Here is a 24,065-nt window from a genome sequence, read left to right as displayed (position 1 = left end):
TGTCAAACCCGTTGAGTTCCTTCGGATAGGATCCAGGCAAATAATTTTTTTCCTCTTGCTGTTTCTTTCTTATGGAGCCCTATAATTTCCGGGGCGAAATCAGGGTATCGATTCATATACTTTTCCATGAAGAGAAAGTAGGAAATATCGTCCTGTGTCCATTTCTCTCCCGCCGTGACGGCGCAGATGCCGGGAGGATAAATCATGGCGCATTCGAGGGCGGTTTTTCCTTTCAGCTGGGAAAGAGGAAGGAGTTTTCTGTTTCCTCTGACGAAGGCTTCCGTGGCTTTTCGCCCGCTGCAGGCCATTTCCCTTCGGCGCCGGGTGAAAATGCTGTTTTCCAGGCGGGAAGCATTCTCTTCTTCAAGGAAGTTTTCTATCTGCCTGCCCAGTTCAGCGACGGTCATGTTGTAATTCACCGAGAGTTTCGGGAGAATTTCCAAAACGGGACGATGCCATGCGTTGTTTTCAAAGTCTATTAATGCGGAAACGAGAGCCTCTGCTTTTTCTTCCTGATCTCCCGGCTGGATGAGGAAGAGGAGTGTGTGAAGCCCGCATTTTTCAGGGGTAATATTTCTTTCCTGAAGATAGAGGGAAAGAAGCATGGCAGGGTACGGACGTCCTTTTCTGTTCGTGGTGAGAAGGATTTTGCACGGATCGATCCGTGTGTGGGAAAAGTGTTCTTTTTCATTTCTTTTTTCTCCATACTGCCAGAAGCGCGGGGCGGAAAGAATTTCTTCCGTGGAATATGTTTCCCATGGCCGTCCGTCAATGATACGGGGGAGCAGGGGGGCGATGCTCCGGCAGGATGTAAGGATCTTCTTCCGCAGCTCTACGGCGAAGCGGGCCGCATCCTGCCAAAGAGTGTGCCCGTATTTCCTGTGGAGGAAAGCGTTCATTTCGAGAGCGGAGAAGAAGGGGAAGTAAGGACTGGTGGAAATATTCATGAGGAAGGCGTTGTCTAAGACATCGTCAGGAAGATACCTCTTTTTACCGCGAAGGTGGCTGTCCTTTTTCAATATCTGCGAGGTTTGTGAAAATCCCGCCAGTTGTTTGTGGACAGACTGGGTGACGAGAAGTCCGGGATCTTTATCTGTGAGGGCCAGGGTAAGGGGAGACAGGCTTTCGGTCAGGGAAAGGAACTTCTCGTATCCTGCCCATGCGGCATCAAAGAGAATATAGTCGCAGAGGTTTCTTAATTTCATGATGATGTATTTCGCGTCGGCCATGAAACCGTCATAGGTGGCAAGCTGGACGACGGCAAGACGGTAGGGCCGTTTCCTGTTCTTGCTTTCCGATACAAGGCGTGCCGCTTCTTTTCGCAGATGCTTTTCGCTAAGACTGCGTTTGTCGATGCCGGCGATGATTCCGTTTTTCAGCCGCAGGGAGTCCAGGCAGACCGGAATGGCGCCGCATTGGAGAAGGGCGCCTTGATAAACGGATTTATGGCTGTTCCTGTCAAGAAGGACGAGATCGTTTTCAGAAAGAAGTGCCTGACAGCAAATGCGGTTGGAGACGGAAGTGCCGTGGAGGACGAACCATGCCCGGTCGGCGCCGAAGGTTTCGGCTGCCAGTTTTTCTGCCGCCCCCGCCGCGCCTTCATGGGAAGAAGGGTCGCCGGGATTATTGCCCGAGTCGGATACATCGGCGGCGAACATGGCATTCCCATAGAAGCGGGTAAAGGCTTTTCCTTCTTCGGTAAGGTTGTAAAAGGCTCCGCCGTGGTGGCCGGGCGTATCAAAGGGAAATTGTTTTTCTTTTGTGTGGTTCATGAGGGCTTCTGTGAAAGGAGGAAGCCTGCTTTTCATTTTCTTATCCATAGGGATCTCCTTTTTCTGTTCTTCATTATATACTAAATACACGGGGGCGGTTTGTTTGTGAATGTATATCCACTATGATAAGATAGAAATTGGAAAATTGCCGCTGACGGAGGGGTTATGGAAATAACAGGAGGCAGCTACGTAGTGAGTATTCCGGTCTATGAGGGGCCGATGGATCTGCTGCTGCACTTGGTGTCGAAAAACAGAATAGAAATCCATGATATTCCCATTCATGAAATTACTGACCAGTACCTGGAATATTTAAATCAGGCGCAGGCTTTTAATCTGGAGCTGGGAAGCAGTTTTTTTACGATGGCGGCGACACTGCTTCTGATTAAATCAAGGACGCTTCTTCCGAAACGACGGCAAGAGGAAGAAAGTGAGACGGAGGATCCCCGCCGTGAGCTGGAACGTTCGCTGGAAGAATTTAAGCGGATGAAAGAAATCCGCGCCCATATCGAGTCGCTCATACGGGAAGAGGAAGTGTACCGCACGAAAGAGCCTGCTGAAATAAGGAGCGGGCTCTATACGGGAAAGATTTCTCTCCAAAAGTTGTCGGCCGCGTTTTTTGCTCTTTATGAATCGCTGAAGGAAGAGGAGACGACGATTATGGAGCAGGAGGAGGTTTCTCTGGATGATGAGATAGAGGAACTCCGTTTTACGCTGCGCCGAGAGAAAGCGGTAGGACTGATGACATATTTCCGGGGGAAGAAGACAAGACTGCGCCTCGCCGTGTCGCTGATGGCGCTTTTGGAGCTTCTCCGCACGGGGGAAGTTCTGCTCCGTGATACGGTGTCGGGACTTATGATAGAAGGAGGACGGCCATGAGAGGGCTGAGCCGTTTGGCGGCATTGCTGGAGGCATTCCTTTTTGTCAAAGGAGATCCTGTGACTATGGAGGAATTGGTAAGCACGCTTAAAGAAAATCCCGATGAGATTGAAAAAGCGCTTGCCCTGCTGAAAGAAAGATATGGAAAAGATGATTCCGGGATTACGCTCCATGAAACGGGGGCAGGCTGGTCTCTTGCAACGAAGAAGGAATATGATGCATGGCTCACAGAAACGTTGGGGAAGCAGACGCCTCTGTCAGGAGCGGCGCTGGAAACTCTTGCGGTCATTGCCATGAAAGAACCGGTGACACGGGCAGAAATAGAGAAGATCCGCGGCGTTTCGGCAGGACGCATACTGGCGGCGCTTCTTGAAAAAGAGCTGGTGGAAGAACGGGGGCGGTTGGAGGTGCCGGGACGGCCTATCTTGTACGGAACGACCAAACAGTTTCTGAAATGCACGGGACTGTCGAGTGTGAGTGAATTGAAGATGAAATGGGCCCATGCGCCGGATGAAGGAGAGTTGTTTTGAAGGAACGATTACAGAAAATATTGAGCCATGCAGGGGTCTGCTCCCGCCGTAAAGCGGAAGAATTGATTCTGGCAGGCCGTGTCCGTGTAAACGGCAGGGTCGTCAGGGAACTGGGGACGGAGGCGGACGTCTGTACGGATAAAATTGAAGCCTTGGGTGAAATTGTGAAGCCGGAACCGCTCCGATACTATTTATTCCATAAGCCGGATTGTGTGATTACTTCCGTTTCCGATCCTGCGGGACGAAGAACGGTTATGGATTATTTCCGCCGTGTGCGGGAACGTGTATTTCCCGTGGGAAGACTGGATTACCATTCGGAAGGGCTCCTTTTGGTGACCAATGACGGACAGCTTGACTTTATTCTGACCCATCCCTGCCATGAAGTGCAGAAGGAATATGAAGTGGTAGTTCGCGGGAAGTTTTCTGAAAAACTGGCAAAGAAGATGGAAAAGGGTGTAAAGATTGACAGCGGTGTGACCGCGCCCTGTGAAATCGAAGTGCTCGGCTATGACGCGGAAAAGAATAAAACAAGGCTCCGCATGGTACTCCATGAGGGAAAGAATCGTGAGATCCGCAAGATGATGGAAATCTTCCACTATCCGGTTTTTGAATTGAAGCGTATCAGGTACAGTTTCCTTACGCTGGATGTGAATCGCGGGCAGTACCGCCGTTTGACTGCTGCGGAGGTAAAAAAGCTTTATGAGCTCCACCGGTAAAAAAGTCGCCATTATCGGCGGCGGCGTGGCGGGACTTTTGGCGGCTGTCACAGCAGCCGATCACGGGGCAAAAGTCCTTCTTTTTGAGAAGATGGACAAGGTCGGGCTGAAAATGGGGATCACCGGCAAAGGCCGATGCAATTTGACGAACAACGCGCCTATTATGGATTTCATCGCCATGACACCGGGAAACGGCCGTTTTCTTTTCAGCGCTTATAAGCGGTTTAATAACATGGATTTGCTCTCCCTTTTCCATACATGGGGGTTGGAAACAAAGGTGGAGCGGGGAGGGCGCATATTTCCCGCAAGCGATGATGCCCAAGAGGTCCGCCATCTTTTTATGCGCCTTTTACATGAAAAGCAGGTCGATGTCCATTTAAGCGAGCCTGTTTTCCATATACAGACAAAGAAAGGATGCGCTGCCGGCGTGGTAACGGGCAAGGGAACCTATGAAGCGGATGCAGTCATTCTTGCCACCGGCGGCAAGTCATATCCCCGTACGGGTTCCACGGGCGATGGTTACCGTTTGGCCGGAGAACTGGGGCATACGGTAACGAAAATCCGGCCTGCCCTGATTCCCCTCGTTTGCGAGGAGGCATATTGCAGAGAACTGCAGGGACTTTCCCTTAAAAATGTGACTCTGGCGCTGGCAGCAGGAGGAAGAAGGAAGTCGGAAGCTTTCGGAGAAATGATTTTTACCCATTTCGGCATCTCCGGCCCCATCGTTTTATCACAGAGCGATATGGTTACGCTTTGGCTGTCACAGGGGTATCCGGTGACAGGATATATTGATCTGAAACCCGCTTTGACGGAAGAAGTTCTGGATCAGCGGATTCTCCGTGATTTGCAAAAGTTCCGTTTAAAACAGATGAGCAATGCCTTGTCGGAGCTGCTTCCCCGCCGCCTGATTGACGTGGTGATGAAGCTGTCCGATATCCCTGCAGAAATTCCTGCGGCGGCGCTGAAAAAAGCACAGCGTATTCATCTGCGGCAGACAATAAAAAAACTGCCTCTCACTATTACAAAGGCAAGACCGATTGAAGAGGCTATTGTAACGGCCGGCGGTATTTCTACAAAAGAAGTTAATTCTTCCACCATGGAATCGAAGATTGTCCGCGGACTTTATCTGGCGGGTGAAGTACTTGATGTGCATGCGTTTACGGGAGGATATAATTTACAGGCCGCCTTTTCTATGGGGCGGATGGCGGCGCTTTCAGCAGCAGGAGATAAGACAGATGCGTAAATTAGCTATTGCGATTGATGGACCGGCGGGGGCAGGAAAGAGCAGTGTTGCCAAAATTCTGGCGGCAAATATGGGGTACGCTTACCTGGATACCGGTGCTATGTACCGTGCGGTGACTTACGAAGTTCTTCGGCGGGAATTGACAGAAGAAAAAGATATCGTCGCACTGGCGGCAGGAATGGACATGACAGTGAAACCGGAAGCCGACGCCATGCATGTGGTTGTCAACGGACATGATGTAACGGATTATATCCGCACGCCTGAGGTTTCGGCGAGGGTGTCTGCCGTTTCCGCTTTGGCGGGCGTCCGCGCCGCCATGGTAGGGATACAGAGGCGCCAGGCTGCAAAAGGCGGGATTGTTTTGGACGGAAGGGATATCGGGACGACAGTGCTTCCTCATGCGGATGTAAAAATATTTCTTACGGCATCCGTTCACACGAGAGCGCTCCGCCGGTTCAAAGAAATGACGGAAAAGAATCCGGGCATGACTTTGGAAGAGGTGGAAAAAGATATCCGGAAAAGGGACTGGCAGGACAGCCATCGTGAAGTATCCCCTTTGAAACAGGCAGAAGATGCGGTCCTTTTGGATAACAGCAGACTTACGCTGGAAGAAACGGCTAAAGCAATTATGGAAATCTGTGAAAAGAAATGGGAAGTCAGGCGGGCAAATGTTTAAAAAGATATTTTACAGCGTGGTGAGAGTGCTTTTCAACGGACTCTTCTTCGGCATTTACGGTCTCCACGTGGAGGGACGGGAAAATATTCCCAGGAAAGGCGCAATTATCGTGGCGCCGAATCATAAAAGCAATTTTGATCCGCCTATCGTTGGCGTGGCGTTTAAAGACCGCATCATCCATTATATGGCCAAAGAAGAGCTCTTTAAGAATCCGATTTTTGGGTACATTCTCCGCCAGTTCGGTACATTTCCCGTAAAAAGAGGCTCCATAGACCGTATGGCGATCCGCCGGGCGATTCTGGAACTGAAAGAAGGCAACGCACTTGGTATATTTCCTGAAGGCACACGTATACAAAGGGAAGGACTCGGCCGTTTTCATTCAGGCATGGCGTCCCTTGCCTTCATGAGCGGAGTTTCTATTCTCCCCGTGGCAGTGGTAGGTTCTGTAACTATGCCCCGCAAATGCGGCCCTCTTGCCGTGCTCATCGGGAAACCGATTGAAGTAAAAAAGCAAAGAGCTGATGATGAAGCAGTGGAGGCTTTGAATAAAAAAGTCAAAGAGGAAATACAAAAACTAACTGATGAGTATATGGAGAAGATAAATACTAAATAGATAAAGAACTTTTTTATAGCAAATGGTAGTTTTTAGTTATATGCAAGGGGAAGTTGGAAAAAATATATCAATGAAAATTTATAAAGCAAGAGTGATGGGATTCTGCTACGGCGTGCGAAAAGCGATGGAAATCGCGGAAAATGCTGCTGTTTCAGGACAGAAGACGGTTACTTTGGGGCCGATTATCCACAATCCCCAGGTCGTGGCAAGGCTTGCGGGAAAAGGGATTTCTCCCGTGATGAGTACTGATGAGATAACCGATGAAACAGTGATTATTCGTTCGCATGGAATAGGGCCTTCGTGTTATAATAACCTCAAGCGCAAAAAATCAGTTTTGCTTGACGCGACTTGTCCTTTTGTGAAGAGGAACCAGGAAATAGCGAAAGGGCTGGCGGCGGAAGGCAAAAAGATTGTGCTTGTCGGTGAAAAGAAGCACCCTGAAATGCTGAGCGTAGCTGAATGGGCGGGTGAAGCGCCGTACATCGTGGAAACGATGGAAGACGTGGAAGCCTTGCCGGACCTGGACGAAGTCCATATTGTTATACAGACTACATTCTCCCTTTCTCTGGCAGACCGCTTGATTACCGCGATCAAACGGAAAGCGGGAAGCGTGAGCGTCCATAAGACGATCTGCAATGCCACGTCGGACAGACAGACGGCGGCAGGAGAGCTGGCACGGAATGTAGATGTGATGATCGTTATAGGCGGCCGCAACAGTGCCAATACCGGCAGATTGGTGGAAGTCTGCCAGGCGGAAGGAGCCGTTACCCATCATATTGAAACGGCGGCGGAACTGAAAAAAGAATGGTTCCACAGTCAATGCAAAGTTGGCATCACCGCCGGTGCATCCACACCGGACTGGATCATAGAGGAGGTATTTTTTATTATGGAAGACATGAATGAAATGCTGGAACAGGAAGAAATGAACCTGGATGTACACAAAGGCAGCGTTGTAGAAGGGAAGGTAGTAGACCTGACCGATGACAAAGCCTGGATCTCTTTCGGATACAAGACCGAAGCCGTACTTCCGCTTCATGAATATTCCTATCCGGAGCCCGCATCCCTTAAAGATGTACTGCAGGTAGGAGACTCGCTTCGTGTGCAGGTTGTCAGCAGTGTGAAAGAAGACAGCACGATTTTTGTTTCCAAGATCAAGGTTGACCGCCTGGCAGACTGGGATGTGGCTAAGGAAGCCTTTGACAAGGGGGAACCGGTTGAATGCGAAGGTATCGAAGCAATCAAAGTCGGTCTGCTTGTACAGCTTAAATCCCTGCGCGGCTTTATCCCGCTTTCCCAGGGGGATCTCCGTTTCGTTCATTCTCTGCAGAGCCTCGTCGGACAGAAATTTAAAGCCAAGATTCTGGAAGTGGATCCTACAAAGAACCGCCTCGTCCTTTCCCGTAAAGCCGTTCTTGAAGAACAGCGCACGGGTGAGCTGGATGTCATTGAACAGGCTTATGAAAACGGCGAAGTGCTGAAAGGTACCGTGAAGAAAATTATGCCTTACGGCGCGTTTGTTGCGCTGAACGGTATTGAAGGCCTGCTTCATATTTCCGATGTGTCCTGGAGAAAGATTTCCAAGGTAGAAGATGTTCTCCAGCCGGAACAGGTGATTGACGTTAAGATTAAGTCTTTTGACAGAGAAAAACAGAGAATTTCTTTCAGCCACAAAGACTGCCTTCCGAATCCATGGGAAACTGCTGTCAAAGACCATGAAGTGGATGATATAGTCGGTGCAAGAGTGGTAAAAATCCTTGAATTCGGCGTTATTGTAGAATTGGAAGACGGGCTTACCGGCCTGCTCCACATCAATGAGATGACACAGGATCATAACAAGAAACCGGGCGATATCTGCCGGGTTGGCGATGATCTGACTGTCCGTATCATCGGCATAGATGAAGCCCGCAAGAGAATCAGCTTTTCTCTGGTAGAAGCTCCGGTTCATGAAGAGGCGGAAGTCGAAGCGGAAGCGGAAACAGAAGAAAAAGTTGAAGAATAACTGATGTAAAACCAATAAGACCCTGAGAGGAATTTCCCCGGGGTCTTTTTTACTGCGGAAAATAGGCAGAAACTGAAAATATAAACCTTGCTGAACACATGCCGTTGACATATAAAGGATGGCTGTTTATAATAAAACATAAATTATAAAGCGAGGTCATTATGAATAACAGTAATATCCGTATGCAAGTGCTTTGTGCACTTTTTGCCGCCTTTTGCGCCGTGTGCTCCCAACTGACGATACCGATCCAGCCGGTGCCAATTACACTGGGAACCTTTGCCGTTTTACTGGCGGGCGGATTCCTTGGCTCCAGGTATGGACTGATGAGTATTGTTATTTACCTTCTTCTCGGCGCGGCGGGAGTCCCCGTTTTTTCCATGATGCGTTCCGGTGTTTCCGTTATAGCGGGACCTGCGGGCGGATTCATTATCGGTTTTGCGGTGATGGCTTTTGTTACAGGACTGATTTCCGAGAAATATGGATATAGTTTTAAAACAATGCTGATTGCCTCCATATGCGGTACTCTGGGCTGTTATATTTTGGGGATCGCTTGGTTCATATTCCTTACCGGTACAGGCGTATGGTCAGCGTTTCTGCTCTGTATGTTTCCGTTTCTTCCGGGAGATCTGGCAAAGATTCTGTTGGCTTCTTTCCTGGTCAGTAAGTACAGAGGCCGTTTGATTCAGGGATAGGAAGGTTCATATAAAGGCAGGAAGTCCTGCTTTTATATTTTTAAAAAAGTAAATCGAAATATTTGCATAAATCGATAAAATAAGATATAATGAAATCACAGAAATTTTAACCGCTTCCGATGCAGGGAACTGCAGGAGGCTGTCGTATATGAAAAAGGAGTTTATCATGGCTTTTGTATTACCGGACCTGCCCTATGCATTTGACGCTTTAGAACCGATTATTGACGCAAAAACGATGGAAATCCATCATGGCAGGCATCATGCGGCTTATGTGGCAAATTTGAACAAAGCAGTGGAAAATTATCCGGAATGGGCCGAAAAGTCCATTGAAGATGTTATCATTCATCTGAATGAGGTGCCGGAAGCGATTCGCACGGCTGTCCGTAATAATGGAGGCGGCCATTACAATCACAGTCTTTTTTGGAAGATGATGGCACCTGTCGGGCAGACAAAACCGTCCGCTTCTCTTTTGGCAAAGATCGATGAGTCTTTCGGCTCTTTTGATGAATTTAAGAAGCAGTTTGCAGCGGCTGCCACAAGCCGTTTCGGCAGCGGCTGGGCATGGCTCGTGGCAGATGGCGGCAAACTTGATGTCCTATCCACGGCCAATCAGGACTGCCCGCTGGAGGACGGCAAGAAACCGATTCTCTGCCTTGATGTGTGGGAACATGCCTATTACTTGAAATATCAGAACCGCCGCGCCGATTATGCGGAGAACTTCTTTCAGGTTGTCAACTGGGACTTCGTGGAAGAACTTTTGGGAAAAGCATAATTTACCGGATCAAAAAAAGAACTTCCTTCAGGGAGGTTCTTTTTCGTGGATCCATGACAGAAATATTTCATTTGGAAAAAATAAAAGTCTGAAAAGGAGAACTTCTCAGACTCGAATCACTGGAGCCGACAACAGGATTTGAACCTGCGACCTACGCATTACGAATGCGCCGCTCTACCAGCTGAGCTATATCGGCATTGACAAGTTATATTCTACTTATAGGAAGAGAATTTGTCAATATAAAAGGAATATAAACCGCTTATTTCTTTTTGCTGACCAGGAAACCGGTACCCTGCTGGTTTGCCATAATGACGATGTCGCTGATTTGGACACGCTTCGGGCGGTTCACCGCAAAGACGATTATATCGGCTATATCTTCCGCCTGAAGGGCATCGATACCTTCATAAACGGCGGCAGCTCTTTCCTTATCGCCATGGAAACGAACTTCGCTGAATGGCGTTTCCACGATACCCGGCTGGATGGTAGTGACTTTGATGTCGCTGTCTATGACTTCGATACGGATGCCGTCACTGAAAGTTTTTACTGCGGCTTTGGTAGAACAGTAGACCGCGGCTCCGGCGTAAGCGTACAGTCCCGCCGTGGAACCGAGGTTTATGATATGCCCCGTGTTCCGCTTAAGCATGGCGGGAAGGAAGGCACGGGTCACAAGGAAGAGTCCTTTGATGTTTGTGTCGATGGTTTGGATGATATCATCGACATCGTTGCTGCTGTACGGTTCGAGACCTCTGGCAAGTCCTGCGTCATTTACGAGGACATCGGGTGTGCCCGTTTCGGAAAGGCAGCGGCCGGCAGTGTTTTGTACGGCATCCTGATCTCTTACATCAAGGGGATACGGCGTGACTTTGACTCCATAATCTTTTTCAAAGCCGTTTTTGACGGCATAAAGTTTTTCCTCGTTTCTTGCGGCAAGAGCCAAATCATAGCCATTTTCTGCAAGTGCTTTGGCGGTAGCCAGTCCGATGCCGCTGGTCGCCCCTGTGATAAATGCAAGTTTATTCATACTGCCTCCTTCAATTGTTTTCCTTTATTATACTATGTTTTGCGCCGGAGGATAAATTCTTTTACAATAGGGGCAGGAGGCGTTTATGAAAGAAATAGGATATGCATTATTGGCTGTGTTATTATTGGCGGGGTGCGGGTTGGACAGCGGGGAGAAAAAAGCGCTTGCTGCAGAAGACATTCCGGCGGCACAGGAAATAAAAGTCCATGAGATTCCGGCAGTATCGGAAACACTGTACCATAAAGCGGCACAGGCTTATGGGAAAGGACATCGTACAGAGGCGCTTCGTTTGGCTAATCAGGCAATTAATGAGGATGGGGAAAATTATAAGGCGCTTTCTCTCAAGGGAATTATTCTTGCCTTCGATATTTCTCCTGATGAAGGGATTCCTTTTATTGAAAAGGCGCTTTCCATTTCACCTTCCTATGTACAGGCTGATTATGACATGGCCGTTGCTCAAAAATTAGGCAGGCACTATGATGCGTCTATCGTGTATTTTCAAAAGGTTCTGAAAGCAGACCCGCAGAATACATGGTCTTACTACGGGATCGCCACGAATTTTGCGGATAAAAGGGATAGGGAAGAGGCATTGGATTACCTGGAGAAAGCGGTCATCCTTGGAGGACAGGATGTCGTTTCCGCGGCCTCTGTGCAGGATCACTTTGCTTTCCTCCGTGAAGATGCGGAGTTTAAGAGAATATTACAGCTGAAGCAGGAATAAAAAAACAAAATGCCGACCGACAGTGGTGGGGCATTTTGTTTTTCAGCTGTCATTCTTTAAATGCTTCGGCCAGCTGACCCAGCCCTTTTTCTAAAACGGATTTCGGGCAGGCGATGTTGAAGCGGAAAAATTTATTTCCTTCCGGGCCGAACATGGAGCCCATGTCGAGCCAGAGTTTTGCGTCATAAAGAAGTTTATTTTCCAATTCTTTATCGGTGATGTCATACGCGTTGCAGTCGATCCAGAGAAGATAAGTCCCTTCCGGCTCGATGAGTTTCATTTTCGGCAGTCTGCCGGCAAGGAATTTTTTAGTAAAAGCAAGATTGTTTTCGATGTATTCCCAGACAGCGGCAAGCCATTCTTCCCCGCCGCGGTAGGCGGCCTCGGCTGCAATAATACCCATGACATTCGGGCGTTCATAGCCGAAAGAATCAAGGACGGCTTTAAATTTATTTCTGATGGACTCATTGGGAATAAGGATGTTTGATGTCTGGAGTCCTGCGATATTAAAAGTTTTACTGGGGGCGGTGCAGGTGACAGACCTGTCTGCCGCGTCTTCGCTGACAGAGGCAAAGGGGATATGTTTGTGCCCTTTGAAGACGAAGTCGGCATGGATCTCGTCACAAATAACAGCGACATTGTACTTTCTGCAGATTTCCGCATAGGCATGCAGCTCCTCTATTGTCCACACACGGCCCACGGGGTTGTGGGGGGAGCAGAGGACAGCCGCCTTTACCTTGTGGGTTTTAATTTTTTCTTCCAGATCGGCAAAATCAATTTCATAATGGCCGTCTTTAAGAATGAGGGGGCTGTTAATGAGTTTCCTGTTATTTTGCGTGATGGCGGCATGAAAAGGATGGTAAACGGGCTGATTGATGAGGACGGCGTCATTTTCTTTTGTCAGAGCCTTTACGGCGATGTTGATGGCGGGAACGACGCCGGGAGTCTTTATGAGCCATTCCGGGCGGATATCCCAGTTGAAATGTTTTTTCTCCCAGCCGGCGAGCGCCCGGAAATAAGAAACGCCTGTGTCGGAGTACCCGTAAATACCATGCTCTATGCGGTCACGAAGAGCATCGGTGATGCAGTCCGCCACTTTAAAATCCATGTCGGCGATCCAAAAGGGGAGTGTATCTTCGGGGACGCCGTATTCTCCGGCGAAATCGTATTTAAGGCAGGCCGTGTTTTTTCTGTTGATGACGGTATCAAAATCAAATCGTTCCATAAAGTTCTCCTTTCATGAGAATCCATGCCCTTATGATAGCATGAACGGTTCTTTTAAGCACAGTTCCGCGAAAGGAAATATAGAAAGGCAAATGAAAACCGGGCAGCCCATGGTCAGCAGGCAGCCCGGTTTTGTGCATTATTTCTTTACTTCCCCGCCTTCCACGACAAGATCGTCAGGATTGACAGCACTGCCGTAAACGGGAGCCAAGGTGGCTTCGTAGTTTTTGTGGAAAAAGTTTTCTTTGCCTAATTTTTTTATTTCATCATTGATATAGGCGAGAAGTTCTTTATTTCCTTTCTGTACGGCAGGAGCGATGGTGTCCAGATCGCCGAGGGAAGTGATGCCTACCTTGAAGTCCGGATTTTTCATTGCCCAGGCAAGAACTTCCGTATTGTCCGTGGAGAAGGCCGCGCCTCTGCCGTCTAGGAGGGCGTTGAAGGTTTCTGTATACTGGTCAAATTTCAGAAGTTTTATTTCAGGGTGGTGCTTGTCGAAATAGGTTTCCGCTGTCGTTCCTTTAGCGACGATGAGCAGCTTGTCTTTCAGCTGGTCAATGGATGTAATGTTGTCTTTTTTCGGGGAAACAACGCCGAGGGCGACTTTCATGTAAGGCAGGGCGAAGTCCACCTGCTCCGCTCTTTCTTTAGTGACAGTGAAATTGGCGAGGACGATATCTACTTTTCCCGTTTTTGCGTATTCCACACGGTTCGCCGGTTCAAGAGAGATATATTCTGCTTTTACGCCCATGTCTTTGGCGAGGCGCTCGGCGAAGTATACATCATATCCCTGATAATTTCCGTCCTTGTCAATGTAACCGAAAGGCGCTTTGTCACTGAATACGCCGATAATCAGCTTTCCACTTTGCTTAATGTCCGCGATGGAACGAAAAGAGGCTTTCTGCGCAGCCTGTTTATCATCGGAATTTTTGCTTCCGCAGCCTGCAGCAAAGGCCATGGTGCATACGAGCGTAATGGCGGCGAGGATGTACGACAGTTTCTTTAACATGGGGATCCCTTCTTTCTACTGACTTCTTTCATATCTGAATGAATGTAAAAACTGTTTCGTCCGTTCCCGTTTCGGGTGATCAAAGAGTTCAGACGGGGTTCCTTCTTCTTCAATGACACCCTGATCAAAGAAGAGGATACGGTCTGCCACGGCACGGGCAAATTGCATTTCATGGCTTACGATGAGCATGGTCATGCCTTCTTTTGCCAGCTCCATGATGACGTCTAAGACTTCCCGCACCATTTCAGGGTCAAGGGAAGCGGTGACTTCATCGAAAAGCATGATTTCCGGCTTCATGATGAGAGCGCGTATCATGGCGATGCGCTGTTTCTGCCCGCCTGATAATTCTCCGGGACGGGCATTTTCTTTGTCTTCCAGTCCGATTCGTTTCAGCAGCTGCCTTGCTTCGGCGGTGACTTCTTCTCTCTTCCGTTTCTGCACTTCCGTGGGGGCAAGGATGATATTCTCCAGAACGGTCATGTGAGGGAAAAGGTCATAGCTTTGGAAGACCATGCCGATACGCTGGCAGATGGCGGCTCCTGAGACGGAGCCGTCGGAAATATTCTGCCCGTCCAGTTCCACTTTTCCTCCAGAAAGCGGCTCAAGGCCGTTGATACATCGCAGGAAAGTGGATTTGCCGCAGCCTGACGGTCCGATAATCACGACGACTTCACTTTTCTTTACATCAAGAGAGATGTCTTTCAAGATAAATTGTTCTCCGAATTTTTTGCTGAGATGCTCTGTGTGGAGCAGGATGTTTTCTGCCATATCAGTCTGTCCATTTCTTTTCCAAATATGCCGCCATTCGGGAAAGCGGATAGCAGGCGAGGAAGTAAAGGAAAAATATTGCGGCGTAGATCCAAAGTGCCGCGTCGGGAGCGGTGTATCTGTTTGCTTCAATGATTTGCTGGCCTGTTTTCAGCATTTCCACGACACCGATGAGGACGACGAGAGAAGTGGTCTTAATGATCCGCGTAAACAGGTTGATCGCCGGCGGAAGCAAGCGTCGGAGCGACTGGGGGATAATGATGAAGCGGTACATCTGCCGGCGGGAAAGGCCTAAAGCTTCCGCGCTTTCGTACTGACTCTTAGGGATAGAGATGAGCGCGCCTCTGACAAGGTCGCCCATTTCCGCTGCTCCCCATAAGATGAAAACGATGACAGAGGCGGTAAATCCGGACAGGCTGATACCAAATGCTCGCGTGATGCCGAAATAGGCGATGAAGAGAAGGACAAGCTGCGGCATGATGCGGATAAACTCCAGGTAAAAACGGGAAATAAGTTTTGCCGCTCTGTTTTGGAGTGTCATGAAAAGACCGGTGAAAAGGCCGAAAATCACGGAACCGATTACGGAAAGAAGGGATATTTCCACGGTCGTCCACAATCCGGAAAGAAGGCGCAAACCGTTGCTGCCCTCAAGCAGGATCCGTATCCCTGTATGGTCCATGACGGAGCCTCCTTTCCAGTAATGACGATCCCGCCGAAATAGGGAGAAGGATGATGAGGTAAGAAATGACGAGCATCCAGAGAGTTTCATCGGTCTTATAGTAAAGCCCAATGAGGTCTTTGGCGATGTACATCAGGTCAGGCACTGCGCAGACGCTGAAAACAGAGGTTTCTTTGATAAGAAATAAAACGTTTGCGCAGAGAGGCGGAAGGGAAACGGTAAAAGCCTGCGGGAAAACTACAAAACGGAAAATCTGATGCTCCGTAAGGCCGAGGGCGGCTGCCGATTCATATTGAGAGACGGACACAGACTCAATTCCGCTTCGGAGGGCTTCCGCCATGTAGCTTCCGCCAAGGAAAGTGAGCCCTGCGGCGGCGCAGGTTTCACCGGAAATATGGATGCCTGCTTTCGGAAGGCCGAAGTAGAGGAAAAAAAGCTGGACCAGGAGAGGCGTATTCCTTGACAGTTCCACATACGCCGTGGAAAGGGGAAGAAGAAAAGGGATCTTCCTGTATCGGATCACACTGATGACAAGTCCAGCAAGAAAAGAAAGAAAAATACCGGCTGCGCCGATACCAAGTGTCGTCCATGCCGCCTTTGCGAAAAGGGGAGCGTATTTCATCATAAAATCAATATCCAAGATAAGCTCCTTTAGAATGGCGCCGCCTTTTCTTTTTGGCGGCAATCTGATGGAAATATCCAAAATAAAAACGGGAAGCCTGCGCTTCCCGCTGATCCGTTCCTGCCATTCAGTTAATCATATCATTGGCAGAAAGTGTATAAAAAGGAGCGCACGCAAAACGGACATGACAGCAACATGCCATGTTACAACAAATCACCATTACACGTGCCTGATAGTCCATCGTGGTACTTCCTTTCCGCATTTCTGCTCAATTTAAAGTCATGGTAGCATGATAAATTTGAAATGTCAAACTAATGTTTGAAAAAACTGAAATGCTTACTGCACATTACATGTTTTCATAGAAAAAATGTCTCCGGTCTGTCATAATAAAAACAGTAAGCTAAAGGAGGAATGACTATGGAATTTAATGAAGTGCTCGCTTTGCGGAAATCTGTCCGCCGCTATACAAAGGAAATCGTTTCACAGGAAGATGAAAAAGCCATGCTTGACGCAGCCATGGCTTCATCCGTGGGAAAACATAATGACGGCGGATACAATCTTGTCGTAGTAAGGGACAGGGAAATACTTGACCTTATTGCAAAAGAAGAAAAGGAAGAAACCGGAGGCGGGGATCCGCTTTTTGGTGCGCCCCTGCTGTTTCTGATTTGCCGCACGAAGGAAGCGGTGGATTATCTCATGCGGTATGACGCTGGAATCATTGCGGAGCATATCCATCTTAAAGCGGCGGAATTGGGGCTGGGATCTGTTATTCTCTTTGGCTTTATCCGTCATTTAGGTGAAAACGCGGAATATATCAAAAAGATGAATTTGCCGGAAGGCGTTTATCCGCTTCTGGGAGTCGCTGTCGGACATGGTCCGGGAAGCGCGGTGAAAAGGAAAGATGACAGACATTTCAGGATACTCCGTATGGAATAATTGATTTTTTGTTGACAGAATGGAATATTGATGGTAGAGTAAGGGACAACTTAAGGCAATGAAGAAAAGAGTAGGCAGTCTGAATACGGCAAAGCGAGTCCGGAGAGTGTAAGCGGATACGGATAAGGTGCTGAAGTGCATTTCTGAGTCCGGCGGATTGAACGAGCAGTAGATCTTCCCGGGTACTCCCGATACAGAGTCAGGGTATAGAGGATTTTTCCCGGTACCCGATGAGGTGTATGTGGTGACATATGCACAAAATTAGGTGGAATCACGGGTCTCTCGTCCTATATGGGCGGGAGATTTTTTGTTTACAGAAAGGATGATGAAGATGGGCAGATTGATCGCCAGAGAACTGGACAATATGAAATGGGGATTTTACAGCTGTCTCCTCTTTATCGGAATTTCTTCGCCCGCGTTTCATCAGTTTTATAAAAAATAGTAATGCAATTGTATTTAAAGGAGGATCACATCATGAGAAGAAGTCTGAAAATTATTTTCGCATTAGCGGCTTCCGCTATGATTATCGGAGCCTTCGCCGGCTGCGGCGGTGAAAAGAAAGACGCGCCGAAAGCGGCGGATGCGGGAAATAAAACAGCAGTGAAATTAGTCGTATCCAGCACGGAGCGGCCGATTGCCTGGCAGGATGAAGATGGAAAAATCCAGGGATTTGAATATGATATATGGCAGGAAGTAAATAAGAATCTGAAAGATTATACACTGGATATTAAAGCGGTGCCGCCTGAAACGCAGGACGTCATGATGGAATCGGGCGATGCGAAAGTCGCTTCCGGTGGTTATTACAGAACACCCCGCCGCGAAAAGGATTATATCATTCCGAATACGCCCATCGGTGCAAGTTCCGTCATGATTTATGTGCTGAAAGACAATCAGAATAAATTCTCCAATCTGGAAGATGCGGTAAAGAACGGCAAACAGGTACCGAATACACCGAATGGCGGCATTTATAAAGTCCTCACCGACTGGAACGCCGCTCATGACAATCTTATGAAAGAAGTGCCGATTCAAGACGGGCTTACCGTGGCGGATCGTCTGCAGTCCCTCAAAACCGGCCAGTATGATTTCATGGTATACCCGGATAACTTCGGTGTGGAAGAAACAGCAAAAGCGATGGGGATTGAAATTGTGACAGTAGGCAAGCCGATTAAAGTCAATGAAATCGTTGTTATTGTAAATAAGAAAGAAGAAAAACTGGCGGCGGAAATTGACACGGCTCTGAAAAAACTTACTGATGACGGTACTATTGCCCGCCTGTCGGAAAAGTGGTACCACAGAAACCTTCTGGACAACCTGAAAGAATTGAAGAAATAAGGAACGGAGTTTATAAGCTGGAAGCCGTTACCGCGATACAAAAGCCGGTGAGACATCATCAGAGTGACAGATTCTTCGCTCAGCGTCACATTACCGCTTCCCTGCTTTCCCATAAGGCATTCTTGCGTCCGCTCAGAACGACGATTGGAGGAAAAGGCGTCATAATGAGGGAAACGTTAATTGTCATCCGAAGCGAATGTGAAGGATCTGCTACTATGGTGAGGGAATCAGTAAGACATCATCAGGGTGACAGATTCTTCGCTTAGTGTCACATTACCGCTTCTCTGCTTTCCCATAAGGCATTCTTGCATCCGCTCTGAATGACGATTGGCGGAAAAGGAACGGCAGATCCGATTGATAAGGGGTTGCCGTTTTTGCGCGGTGTAAAAAAGTATAAAGGGTATTTCATTAGAGCATTAGAGCGGGAGAAATGGACTTTCCCCGTTTGGCAATATGATAATATAATATAACTGCAAACAATTTGTGACAGTAAAGGAATAGGCATGGAATATCCACGGATTGGAAATATACAGCTGGACGGGTTTGCCCTGCTGGCCCCCATGGCAGGGGTGAGTGACCTGGCGTATCGTGTCATTGCCCGCAAGATGGGCGCTGCCCTTACAACGGCGGAAATGGTGAGCGCGAAAGGGCTTTATTATCATAATGAGAAAACGAAGGATATGCTGAAGATTGCGGAAGAAGAACATCCCGTATCTCTCCAGCTTTTTGGCAGCGATCCCGCTGTTATGGCACTTGGAGCGAAAGTGATGGAAAAGGCCGGCGCTGATATAGTGGATATCAATATGGGGTGTCCCATGCAAAAGGTCGTAAAGAATGGCGACGGTTCAGCATTGATGAAAAATGTGACGCTGGCAGCGGAGATTATTTCAGCGGTAACGGCAGCGGTGAAGATTCCTGTTACCATAAAAATGCGTCTGGGCTGGTCGCGGGATACGATCAATGCCGTAGAACTGGCAATGGCAGCGGAATCGGCAGGGGCGGCAGCCATTACGGTCCATGGTCGGACACGGGAAGATTTTTATATGGGAACGGCAGACTGGAGAGAAATCAAAAAGGTTGTGGATGCCGTCCGTATTCCTGTTATCGGAAACGGGGATGTGGGGGACGGCCCTGCGGCAAAGGCACTGATGGAGGAAACCGGATGTGCAGCAGTTGCCATCGGCCGTGCGGCATGGGGAAATCCTTGGGTTTTCGGGGCGGTGAATACATATCTGGAAACAGGAGAGATCCTTCCCGGGCCGAGCTGGGAAGAACGGCTTGCCATGGCAAGGAAACATCTGCATGGATTGTGCGTTGAGAAAGGGGAAAGAATCGCGGTCCGGGAAATGCGGGCTCATGCGAGCCGATATTTCCATGGTCTTCCTAAGGCGACCGTACTCCGCCGGGAGATTATGAAAGCACTTACGGAGGAAGAATTCGGACGGATCCTTACCGGGTATGAAAAGGAATTGGGGTTGGAGGAACCGGAAGTGTAGCAGGGAGGCAGCATGACAGTCAGAAAGAATTCATCAGCCATGGGTTTTATCTGCCTGATGGGGGTAGTAAGTTTATTTGCCGACATGACGCAGGAAGGGGCACGTGGGATCTTTGGCGCATACCTGGGGATGATGGGGGCATCTGCGGCAATGGTGGGATGTATATCGGGAGCCGGCGAGCTCGTAGGATACGGACTTCGGTTTGTGACCGGTATCATTGCAAGCCGCAGCGGGAAATATTGGTTTATGACTGTCGGCGGGTATGCGCTGGCAGTACTTGCCATCCCCTGTCTTGCTTTTGTACCTGATGGGAATTGGATGATGGCAGCATGCTTTATCATTTTGGGGCGGGTGGGGAAAGCGATACGGCAGCCTGCCAAGAGTACCCTTCTTTCTTATGCCGCATCCCGGGAAGGACTCGGGAAAAGTTTTGCCATTCAGGAGTTTTTGGATCAGCTTGGCGCGTTCCTGGGGCCGGTGTTGATTTTCTGGGTGTTGTCTTATTATGGAAGCCAGGGGATGGAAACGGCTTATGGGAAAAGTTTTTTATTCCTCGGCATACCGGCATTTCTCTGCATAGCAGCAGTTATTTTAGCTAAAATAAAATTTCCCGATCCTGAAAAATTTGAGCCGGAAGTTAAAGAAACCAAAGAGGCACATCTTGGTTTCCGTTTTAAAATTTACATGGTGGGAACCGCTTTATTTGCCTTTGGTTTTATTGATTTTCCGATAGTGGCACTGCACGCGGTGAAATCAGGGCTGGCAGGGAAAGCGGAAATTTCCCTGCTGTATGCGGCAGCTATGGCGGCGGATGCGTTTTCCGCTTTGTTCTTCGGCTGGCTTTATGATAAGTACGGTACCGTATCTCTCGTATGGTCTACATTGCTGTCGATGCCTTTTGTGTTTTTTATCTTTATGGCACCGTCTTCCTGCTGGCTGTATGCCGGCGTTCTTCTTTGGGGTATAGGTATGGGGGCGCAGGAGTCTACACTGAAAGCGGCCGTAGCTGCTATCATACCTAAACACGAAAGAGCGGTGGGGTATGGAATTTTTGAAACGGGGTTTGGTGTATCCTGGTTTATTGGAAGTTTTCTTTTAGGAATTTTATATGATGCTTCTATTTTATGGATGGCGGCAATATCGGCGCTTATGCAGGCAGCGGCAGTGCCGTTCTTTTTCCTGACAGGAAGACAAGAGCATAAATTAGAAGCATGAATTATTAAAAAATAAGAAAACTGTATAAGCTGATGATAAGAAAATAATTATAATAAAAAATCCTTATAAAATCAGTACTTTATCAGATTAACTTTCATTGACAAGGCAATATGGAAATATTAAAATATGTAAAGATACAGTCACAATCTATTGTAAGCGGAACCCGTGTGGTTATGGCGGGCTTTTCTTATTAAAGGAGGAAAAATGGGCAGGTTTCTTGATTCCGGTTGCGTTTTGGACAAACGGGAAGAGAATGCCTTTTTTATTTATGACTGTCATTTTAGTATTGTGCAATAGGCTCACTGCTTGTTATGGGAAGCAGGGGGCTTTTATTTTTGTTCAAGGAGGGAACTATGCATGTAGGTATTGTCATGGGCAGTGATTCCGATCTGCCGGTCATGAAGAAAGCCGCAGAAGTTTTAAGCGGTTTCGGCGTGACATATGATATGGCGATCGCATCTGCCCATCGTACACCTAAGAAGCTGGAAGAATTTATTCTGGCACAGGAAGAAAAAGGGGCAGCTTGCTTTATTGCCGGCGCGGGTATGGCGGCAGCGCTTCCCGGCGTAGTGGCTTCTATGACACTTTGTCCTGTTATCGGTGTACCGTTGTCAGGAGCCAGGCTGGACGGCATGGATGCTTTATTTTCCATTGTCCAGATGCCGTCGGGGATTCCTGTGGCGACAGTGGCGATTGACGGCGCTAAAAATGCGGCGTACCTGGCAGTGGAAATCGGCGCGGCAGCAGATAGAGATCTTTATAGAAAATATAAAGAATACCGTGAAGAAATGGCTGCTGAAATTTATCGTAAAGATGAAAAGTTACAGAAAGAATTGAAATAATTATATAGGGGACAGGGAGGGTATGATGAAAGAATATAAGCCTTTTAAATCGGGGAAAGTTCGTGAATTGTATGATTTGGGCGACAGCCTTATCATGGTTTGCACTGACCGCATTTCCGCATTCGATAATATTTTGGAAAATCCGATTCCCAAAAAAGGTGAAGTGCTGAACAAGATGTCCAAGTTTTGGTTTGATTTTACAAAAGACGTGGTACCGAACCATATGATTTCCATTGACGCAGCGGATATGCCTGCGTTTTTCCGAAAACCCGAATTTGATGGAAACAGCATGAAAACCCAAAAGCTGGAGATGATTCCTGTAGAATGCATCGTCCGGGGATACATCACAGGCTCCGGCTGGGAAAGCTACAAAAAAGACGGCACCATCTGCGGTATCCGTCTGCCGGAAGGGCTTGAGGAATGTGAAAAGCTCCCTGAAGCGATTTTCACTCCTTCTACCAAAGCGCCTGTCGGTGAGCATGACATGAATATTTCCATGGAAGAAGGGGCGGAATGGATTGAAAAGACCTTCCCGGGAAAAGGGAAGGAATACATGGAAAGGCTTCGTGACTTAACACTTGCTCTGTACAGGAAATGCGCCGATTACGCGCTGTCTAAAGGCATCATCATTGCGGACACTAAGTTTGAATTCGGTCTGGATAAGGAAGGAAATATCGTTCTCGGTGATGAAATGCTGACGCCTGACAATTCACGCTTCTGGCCGCTGGACGGTTATGCACCGGGGAAAGGGCAGCCGTCTTATGACAAACAGTTTGTCCGCGACTACCTGAAAGAGAATCCGGGGGATGTGCTGCCGCAGGAAATCATTGACAAGACGATCGGCAAGTATGTGGAAGCCTACGAACTTCTCACGGGAGAAAAATTCTGAAAGTGGATGACGGGAATATGGCTGCCTGCGATGACAAGTTTCATGAAGAATGCGGGGTTTTTGCCATCTATGACAGAAACCGGCCTGCTGCTCTTGAAACATATTACGGGGTTTTTTCTTTGCAGCACCGCGGGCAGGAAAGCGCGGGAATAACTGTCAGCGACGGGCATACGATGGAAACATTCCGCGGCATGGGTCTTGTCACGGAAGTCTTCCGCAAACTTCCTGAAAAAGAAGGTTTCATAGGCATCGGCCATGTGCGGTACAGCACGACGGGATCTTCCATTCCGAGCAATATCCAGCCGCTGCAGCTGGAAGGCGCGGAAGGGCCTTTGGCTCTTGCCCACAACGGGAATCTGGTGAATACAAAAGTTCTCAGAAACCGACTCCTTCAAAGCGGATCTACCTTCCAGACCACCATGGACACGGAAATCATTATCAAACTCCTTGCCCATGCAGGAGCAGCCGTGATGGAGGACAGGATCAAGGGCGTTATGGATGAAATCCGCGGCGCATATGCCGTTGTGGCGTGTACCAATCAGGCAGTTTACGGATTCCGGGATCCCTTCGGCTATCGTCCGATGGCGCTGGGCAAGACAGAAAGCGGTTATGTACTTTGTTCGGAGACGCCTGCCCTTGATGCGATTGACGCGGAATTTGTCCGCGATATCCTTCCCGGAGAAATTGTAAGAATTGATGATGACGGCGTTCATAGCACGATGTATGGAAAAAAGGCGCCCCGCCTCGGGATCTGCGCCTTTGAGTATATTTATTTTGCCCGTCCCGATTCCGTGATGAACGGACAGGATATCTATGAAGCACGCCTGTCTATGGGCCGCCATTTATGGGAAGAAACGCATTATGAAGGTGATGTTGTCATGAGCGTCCCCGATTCGGGCAATGTGGCAGCATTAGGGTATTCCCATGCGTCAGGCATTCCTTATGTGGAAGGACTTTTGAAAAACAAGTACATGGGGCGTACTTTTATCCAGCCCGGGCAGAAACAGAGGGAACGGGCGGTACGGATGAAGCTGAATCCGATTGTCATGAATGTAAAGGGGAAACGAATCATCCTTGTGGACGACTCCATTGTCCGCGGAACAACAAGCGGTATCATTATCCGTTTGCTGCGGAATGCAGGCGCAAAGGAAATAAAAATGTGCATCAGTTCGCCTCCTGTCAGATTCCCTTGTTTCTTCGGCATTGATACGGCACAGCGGAGGCAGCTGGTCGCCGCGAGCCATTCGGAAGAAGAAATCTGCAAAATGATTGGCGCCGATAAGCTGCACTATCTGTCGCAAAAAGGACTGGCGGAATCCATTTCCCGCATACGGGCCAAAGATATGTGTTTTGCCTGCTTTGACGGTGATTATCCCGAACCGGTGTCGGGCGGCGGACTCGACGGTATGAAAGAATAAGGAG

General features: G+C 48.4%; 25 protein-coding genes and 1 tRNA gene. 18 read left to right on the top strand and 8 right to left on the bottom strand.

Translation table 11 applies throughout. The annotated features are described in order from the left end of the window. Positions 1-2: 2 nt before the first annotated feature. Positions 3-1,820 (bottom strand): Orn/Lys/Arg family decarboxylase, encoded by a 1,818-nt coding sequence (locus GCWU000321_RS03895; RefSeq protein ID WP_050754516.1) that lies wholly within the window; start codon positions 1,818-1,820, stop codon positions 3-5. Between the two features lie 117 nt (positions 1,821-1,937). Between GCWU000321_RS03895 and GCWU000321_RS03890 the strand changes: the two genes are divergently transcribed. The 9 genes from GCWU000321_RS03890 to GCWU000321_RS03850 all read left to right on the top strand — a co-directional run bounded on the left by GCWU000321_RS03890 (position 1,938) and on the right by GCWU000321_RS03850 (position 9,889). After that, positions 1,938-2,648: a segregation and condensation protein A gene (locus GCWU000321_RS03890; RefSeq protein WP_007069790.1), complete on the top strand. Its 711-nt coding sequence runs from the start codon at positions 1,938-1,940 to the stop codon at positions 2,646-2,648. Beyond that, positions 2,645-3,178, top strand: coding sequence for an SMC-Scp complex subunit ScpB (gene scpB / locus GCWU000321_RS03885; protein WP_007069789.1), 534 nt, complete (start codon positions 2,645-2,647; stop codon positions 3,176-3,178). Before GCWU000321_RS03890 ends, scpB begins: the two co-directional genes overlap by 4 nt. Continuing rightward, entirely contained in the window at positions 3,175-3,894 is a 720-nt protein-coding gene (locus tag GCWU000321_RS03880; RefSeq protein ID WP_007069788.1) for a pseudouridine synthase, read from the top strand. Before scpB ends, GCWU000321_RS03880 begins: the two co-directional genes overlap by 4 nt. Continuing rightward, positions 3,878-5,137: a BaiN/RdsA family NAD(P)/FAD-dependent oxidoreductase gene (locus GCWU000321_RS03875; RefSeq protein ID WP_007069787.1), complete on the top strand. Its 1,260-nt coding sequence runs from the start codon at positions 3,878-3,880 to the stop codon at positions 5,135-5,137. Before GCWU000321_RS03880 ends, GCWU000321_RS03875 begins: the two co-directional genes overlap by 17 nt. Continuing rightward, a complete protein-coding gene (cmk, locus tag GCWU000321_RS03870) occupies positions 5,130-5,813 on the top strand; it encodes a (d)CMP kinase (RefSeq protein ID WP_007069786.1) in 684 nt (227 codons plus the stop codon). The genes GCWU000321_RS03875 and cmk overlap by 8 nt, the downstream gene beginning before the upstream one ends. Beyond that, positions 5,806-6,426 carry a lysophospholipid acyltransferase family protein gene (locus GCWU000321_RS03865; RefSeq protein WP_007069785.1) on the top strand — a complete coding sequence of 207 codons (621 nt, stop codon included), beginning with the start codon at positions 5,806-5,808 and terminating at the stop codon, positions 6,424-6,426. The genes cmk and GCWU000321_RS03865 overlap by 8 nt, the downstream gene beginning before the upstream one ends. A 70-nt stretch (positions 6,427-6,496) precedes the next feature. Beyond that, on the top strand, positions 6,497-8,425 hold the full coding sequence (locus tag GCWU000321_RS03860; RefSeq protein WP_040381245.1) for a bifunctional 4-hydroxy-3-methylbut-2-enyl diphosphate reductase/30S ribosomal protein S1: 1,929 nt from the start codon (positions 6,497-6,499) through the stop codon (positions 8,423-8,425). A gap of 161 nt (positions 8,426-8,586) precedes the next feature. Beyond that, positions 8,587-9,117 (top strand): biotin transporter BioY, encoded by a 531-nt coding sequence (locus GCWU000321_RS03855; RefSeq protein ID WP_007069783.1) that lies wholly within the window; start codon positions 8,587-8,589, stop codon positions 9,115-9,117. Positions 9,118-9,283: 166 nt separating this feature from the next. Next, positions 9,284-9,889, top strand: coding sequence for a superoxide dismutase (locus GCWU000321_RS03850; RefSeq protein ID WP_040381852.1), 606 nt, complete (start codon positions 9,284-9,286; stop codon positions 9,887-9,889). 120 nt (positions 9,890-10,009) lie between these two features. On the opposite strand, the gene GCWU000321_RS03845 is transcribed toward GCWU000321_RS03850, so the two are convergent. Then, positions 10,010-10,085, bottom strand: a tRNA-Thr gene (locus GCWU000321_RS03845). A gap of 63 nt (positions 10,086-10,148) precedes the next feature. After that, complete coding sequence (locus GCWU000321_RS03840) at positions 10,149-10,910, bottom strand: SDR family NAD(P)-dependent oxidoreductase (protein WP_007069780.1); 762 nt, start codon at positions 10,908-10,910, stop codon at positions 10,149-10,151. 85 nt (positions 10,911-10,995) lie between these two features. Here GCWU000321_RS03840 and GCWU000321_RS03835 point away from each other — a divergent pair, with 85 nt between their 5' ends. Beyond that, positions 10,996-11,631, top strand: coding sequence for a tetratricopeptide repeat protein (locus tag GCWU000321_RS03835; RefSeq protein ID WP_007069779.1), 636 nt, complete (start codon positions 10,996-10,998; stop codon positions 11,629-11,631). A gap of 49 nt (positions 11,632-11,680) precedes the next feature. Here GCWU000321_RS03835 and GCWU000321_RS03830 read toward each other — a convergent pair whose 3' ends face one another. The 5 genes from GCWU000321_RS03830 to GCWU000321_RS03810 all read right to left on the bottom strand — a co-directional run bounded on the left by GCWU000321_RS03830 (position 11,681) and on the right by GCWU000321_RS03810 (position 15,951). After that, positions 11,681-12,856 (bottom strand): MalY/PatB family protein, encoded by a 1,176-nt coding sequence (locus tag GCWU000321_RS03830; RefSeq protein WP_007069778.1) that lies wholly within the window; start codon positions 12,854-12,856, stop codon positions 11,681-11,683. 138 nt (positions 12,857-12,994) lie between these two features. After that, on the bottom strand, positions 12,995-13,864 hold the full coding sequence (locus GCWU000321_RS03825; protein WP_007069776.1) for a cysteine ABC transporter substrate-binding protein: 870 nt from the start codon (positions 13,862-13,864) through the stop codon (positions 12,995-12,997). A 15-nt stretch (positions 13,865-13,879) separates the two neighbouring features. Then, on the bottom strand, positions 13,880-14,632 hold the full coding sequence (locus GCWU000321_RS03820) for an amino acid ABC transporter ATP-binding protein (RefSeq protein ID WP_007069775.1): 753 nt from the start codon (positions 14,630-14,632) through the stop codon (positions 13,880-13,882). 1 nt (position 14,633) lies between these two features. Further along, positions 14,634-15,311 carry an amino acid ABC transporter permease gene (locus GCWU000321_RS03815; protein WP_007069774.1) on the bottom strand — a complete coding sequence of 226 codons (678 nt, stop codon included), beginning with the start codon at positions 15,309-15,311 and terminating at the stop codon, positions 14,634-14,636. Continuing rightward, positions 15,280-15,951 carry an amino acid ABC transporter permease gene (locus GCWU000321_RS03810; protein ID WP_040381242.1) on the bottom strand — a complete coding sequence of 224 codons (672 nt, stop codon included), beginning with the start codon at positions 15,949-15,951 and terminating at the stop codon, positions 15,280-15,282. Before GCWU000321_RS03810 ends, GCWU000321_RS03815 begins: the two co-directional genes overlap by 32 nt. Before the next feature lie 399 nt (positions 15,952-16,350). Here GCWU000321_RS03810 and GCWU000321_RS03805 point away from each other — a divergent pair, with 399 nt between their 5' ends. The 8 genes from GCWU000321_RS03805 (at position 16,351) to purF (ending at position 24,061) form a co-directional block, all read left to right on the top strand. Then, a complete protein-coding gene (locus GCWU000321_RS03805; RefSeq protein WP_156777739.1) occupies positions 16,351-16,869 on the top strand; it encodes a nitroreductase family protein in 519 nt (172 codons plus the stop codon). A gap of 307 nt (positions 16,870-17,176) precedes the next feature. Next, positions 17,177-17,311, top strand: a complete 135-nt coding sequence (locus GCWU000321_RS09845) for a hypothetical protein (RefSeq protein WP_007069771.1) — start codon at positions 17,177-17,179, stop codon at positions 17,309-17,311. 32 nt (positions 17,312-17,343) lie between these two features. Further along, complete coding sequence (locus GCWU000321_RS03800; RefSeq protein ID WP_156777738.1) at positions 17,344-18,201, top strand: transporter substrate-binding domain-containing protein; 858 nt, start codon at positions 17,344-17,346, stop codon at positions 18,199-18,201. Positions 18,202-18,704: 503 nt separating this feature from the next. Next, entirely contained in the window at positions 18,705-19,697 is a 993-nt protein-coding gene (dusB, locus tag GCWU000321_RS03795) for a tRNA dihydrouridine synthase DusB (protein WP_007069768.1), read from the top strand. A 12-nt stretch (positions 19,698-19,709) separates the two neighbouring features. Further along, positions 19,710-20,912, top strand: a complete 1,203-nt coding sequence (locus GCWU000321_RS03790; RefSeq protein WP_040381240.1) for an MFS transporter — start codon at positions 19,710-19,712, stop codon at positions 20,910-20,912. A 353-nt stretch (positions 20,913-21,265) separates the two neighbouring features. Beyond that, positions 21,266-21,754 carry a 5-(carboxyamino)imidazole ribonucleotide mutase gene (purE, locus tag GCWU000321_RS03785; protein WP_040381238.1) on the top strand — a complete coding sequence of 163 codons (489 nt, stop codon included), beginning with the start codon at positions 21,266-21,268 and terminating at the stop codon, positions 21,752-21,754. 25 nt (positions 21,755-21,779) lie between these two features. Then, positions 21,780-22,643, top strand: coding sequence for a phosphoribosylaminoimidazolesuccinocarboxamide synthase (locus GCWU000321_RS03780; RefSeq protein ID WP_040381235.1), 864 nt, complete (start codon positions 21,780-21,782; stop codon positions 22,641-22,643). 17 nt (positions 22,644-22,660) lie between these two features. After that, positions 22,661-24,061 (top strand): amidophosphoribosyltransferase, encoded by a 1,401-nt coding sequence (gene purF, locus GCWU000321_RS03775; protein ID WP_040381851.1) that lies wholly within the window; start codon positions 22,661-22,663, stop codon positions 24,059-24,061. Positions 24,062-24,065 lie beyond the last annotated feature (4 nt).

The organism is Dialister invisus DSM 15470 (genome assembly GCF_000160055.1).
GTDB classification, from domain to species: domain Bacteria; phylum Bacillota; class Negativicutes; order Veillonellales; family Dialisteraceae; genus Dialister; species Dialister invisus.
The sequence above is the reverse complement of the archived record's forward strand: the minus strand, read 5'-3'. Positions and strand labels throughout refer to the sequence as shown.

Bases quoted from the DNA above. Each gene is read 5' to 3' on its own strand.
- GCWU000321_RS03895 (WP_050754516.1), bottom strand. From the start codon at position 1,820: ATGGATAAGAAAATGAAAAGCAGGCTTCCTCCTTTCACAGAAGCCCTC.
- GCWU000321_RS03890 (WP_007069790.1), top strand. From the start codon at position 1,938: ATGGAAATAACAGGAGGCAGCTACGTAGTGAGTATTCCGGTCTATGAG.
- scpB (WP_007069789.1), top strand. From the start codon at position 2,645: ATGAGAGGGCTGAGCCGTTTGGCGGCATTGCTGGAGGCATTCCTTTTT.
- GCWU000321_RS03875 (WP_007069787.1), top strand. From the start codon at position 3,878: ATGAGCTCCACCGGTAAAAAAGTCGCCATTATCGGCGGCGGCGTGGCG.
- cmk (WP_007069786.1), top strand. From the start codon at position 5,130: ATGCGTAAATTAGCTATTGCGATTGATGGACCGGCGGGGGCAGGAAAG.
- GCWU000321_RS03865 (WP_007069785.1), top strand. From the start codon at position 5,806: ATGTTTAAAAAGATATTTTACAGCGTGGTGAGAGTGCTTTTCAACGGA.
- GCWU000321_RS03860 (WP_040381245.1), top strand. From the start codon at position 6,497: ATGAAAATTTATAAAGCAAGAGTGATGGGATTCTGCTACGGCGTGCGA.
- GCWU000321_RS03855 (WP_007069783.1), top strand. From the start codon at position 8,587: ATGAATAACAGTAATATCCGTATGCAAGTGCTTTGTGCACTTTTTGCC.
- GCWU000321_RS03850 (WP_040381852.1), top strand. From the start codon at position 9,284: ATGGCTTTTGTATTACCGGACCTGCCCTATGCATTTGACGCTTTAGAA.
- GCWU000321_RS03840 (WP_007069780.1), bottom strand. From the start codon at position 10,910: ATGAATAAACTTGCATTTATCACAGGGGCGACCAGCGGCATCGGACTG.
- GCWU000321_RS03835 (WP_007069779.1), top strand. From the start codon at position 10,996: ATGAAAGAAATAGGATATGCATTATTGGCTGTGTTATTATTGGCGGGG.
- GCWU000321_RS03830 (WP_007069778.1), bottom strand. From the start codon at position 12,856: ATGGAACGATTTGATTTTGATACCGTCATCAACAGAAAAAACACGGCC.
- GCWU000321_RS03825 (WP_007069776.1), bottom strand. From the start codon at position 13,864: ATGTTAAAGAAACTGTCGTACATCCTCGCCGCCATTACGCTCGTATGC.
- GCWU000321_RS03820 (WP_007069775.1), bottom strand. From the start codon at position 14,632: ATGGCAGAAAACATCCTGCTCCACACAGAGCATCTCAGCAAAAAATTC.
- GCWU000321_RS03815 (WP_007069774.1), bottom strand. From the start codon at position 15,311: ATGGACCATACAGGGATACGGATCCTGCTTGAGGGCAGCAACGGTTTG.
- GCWU000321_RS03805 (WP_156777739.1), top strand. From the start codon at position 16,351: ATGGAATTTAATGAAGTGCTCGCTTTGCGGAAATCTGTCCGCCGCTAT.
- GCWU000321_RS03800 (WP_156777738.1), top strand. From the start codon at position 17,344: ATGAGAAGAAGTCTGAAAATTATTTTCGCATTAGCGGCTTCCGCTATG.
- dusB (WP_007069768.1), top strand. From the start codon at position 18,705: ATGGAATATCCACGGATTGGAAATATACAGCTGGACGGGTTTGCCCTG.
- GCWU000321_RS03790 (WP_040381240.1), top strand. From the start codon at position 19,710: ATGACAGTCAGAAAGAATTCATCAGCCATGGGTTTTATCTGCCTGATG.
- purE (WP_040381238.1), top strand. From the start codon at position 21,266: ATGCATGTAGGTATTGTCATGGGCAGTGATTCCGATCTGCCGGTCATG.
- GCWU000321_RS03780 (WP_040381235.1), top strand. From the start codon at position 21,780: ATGAAAGAATATAAGCCTTTTAAATCGGGGAAAGTTCGTGAATTGTAT.
- purF (WP_040381851.1), top strand. From the start codon at position 22,661: ATGGCTGCCTGCGATGACAAGTTTCATGAAGAATGCGGGGTTTTTGCC.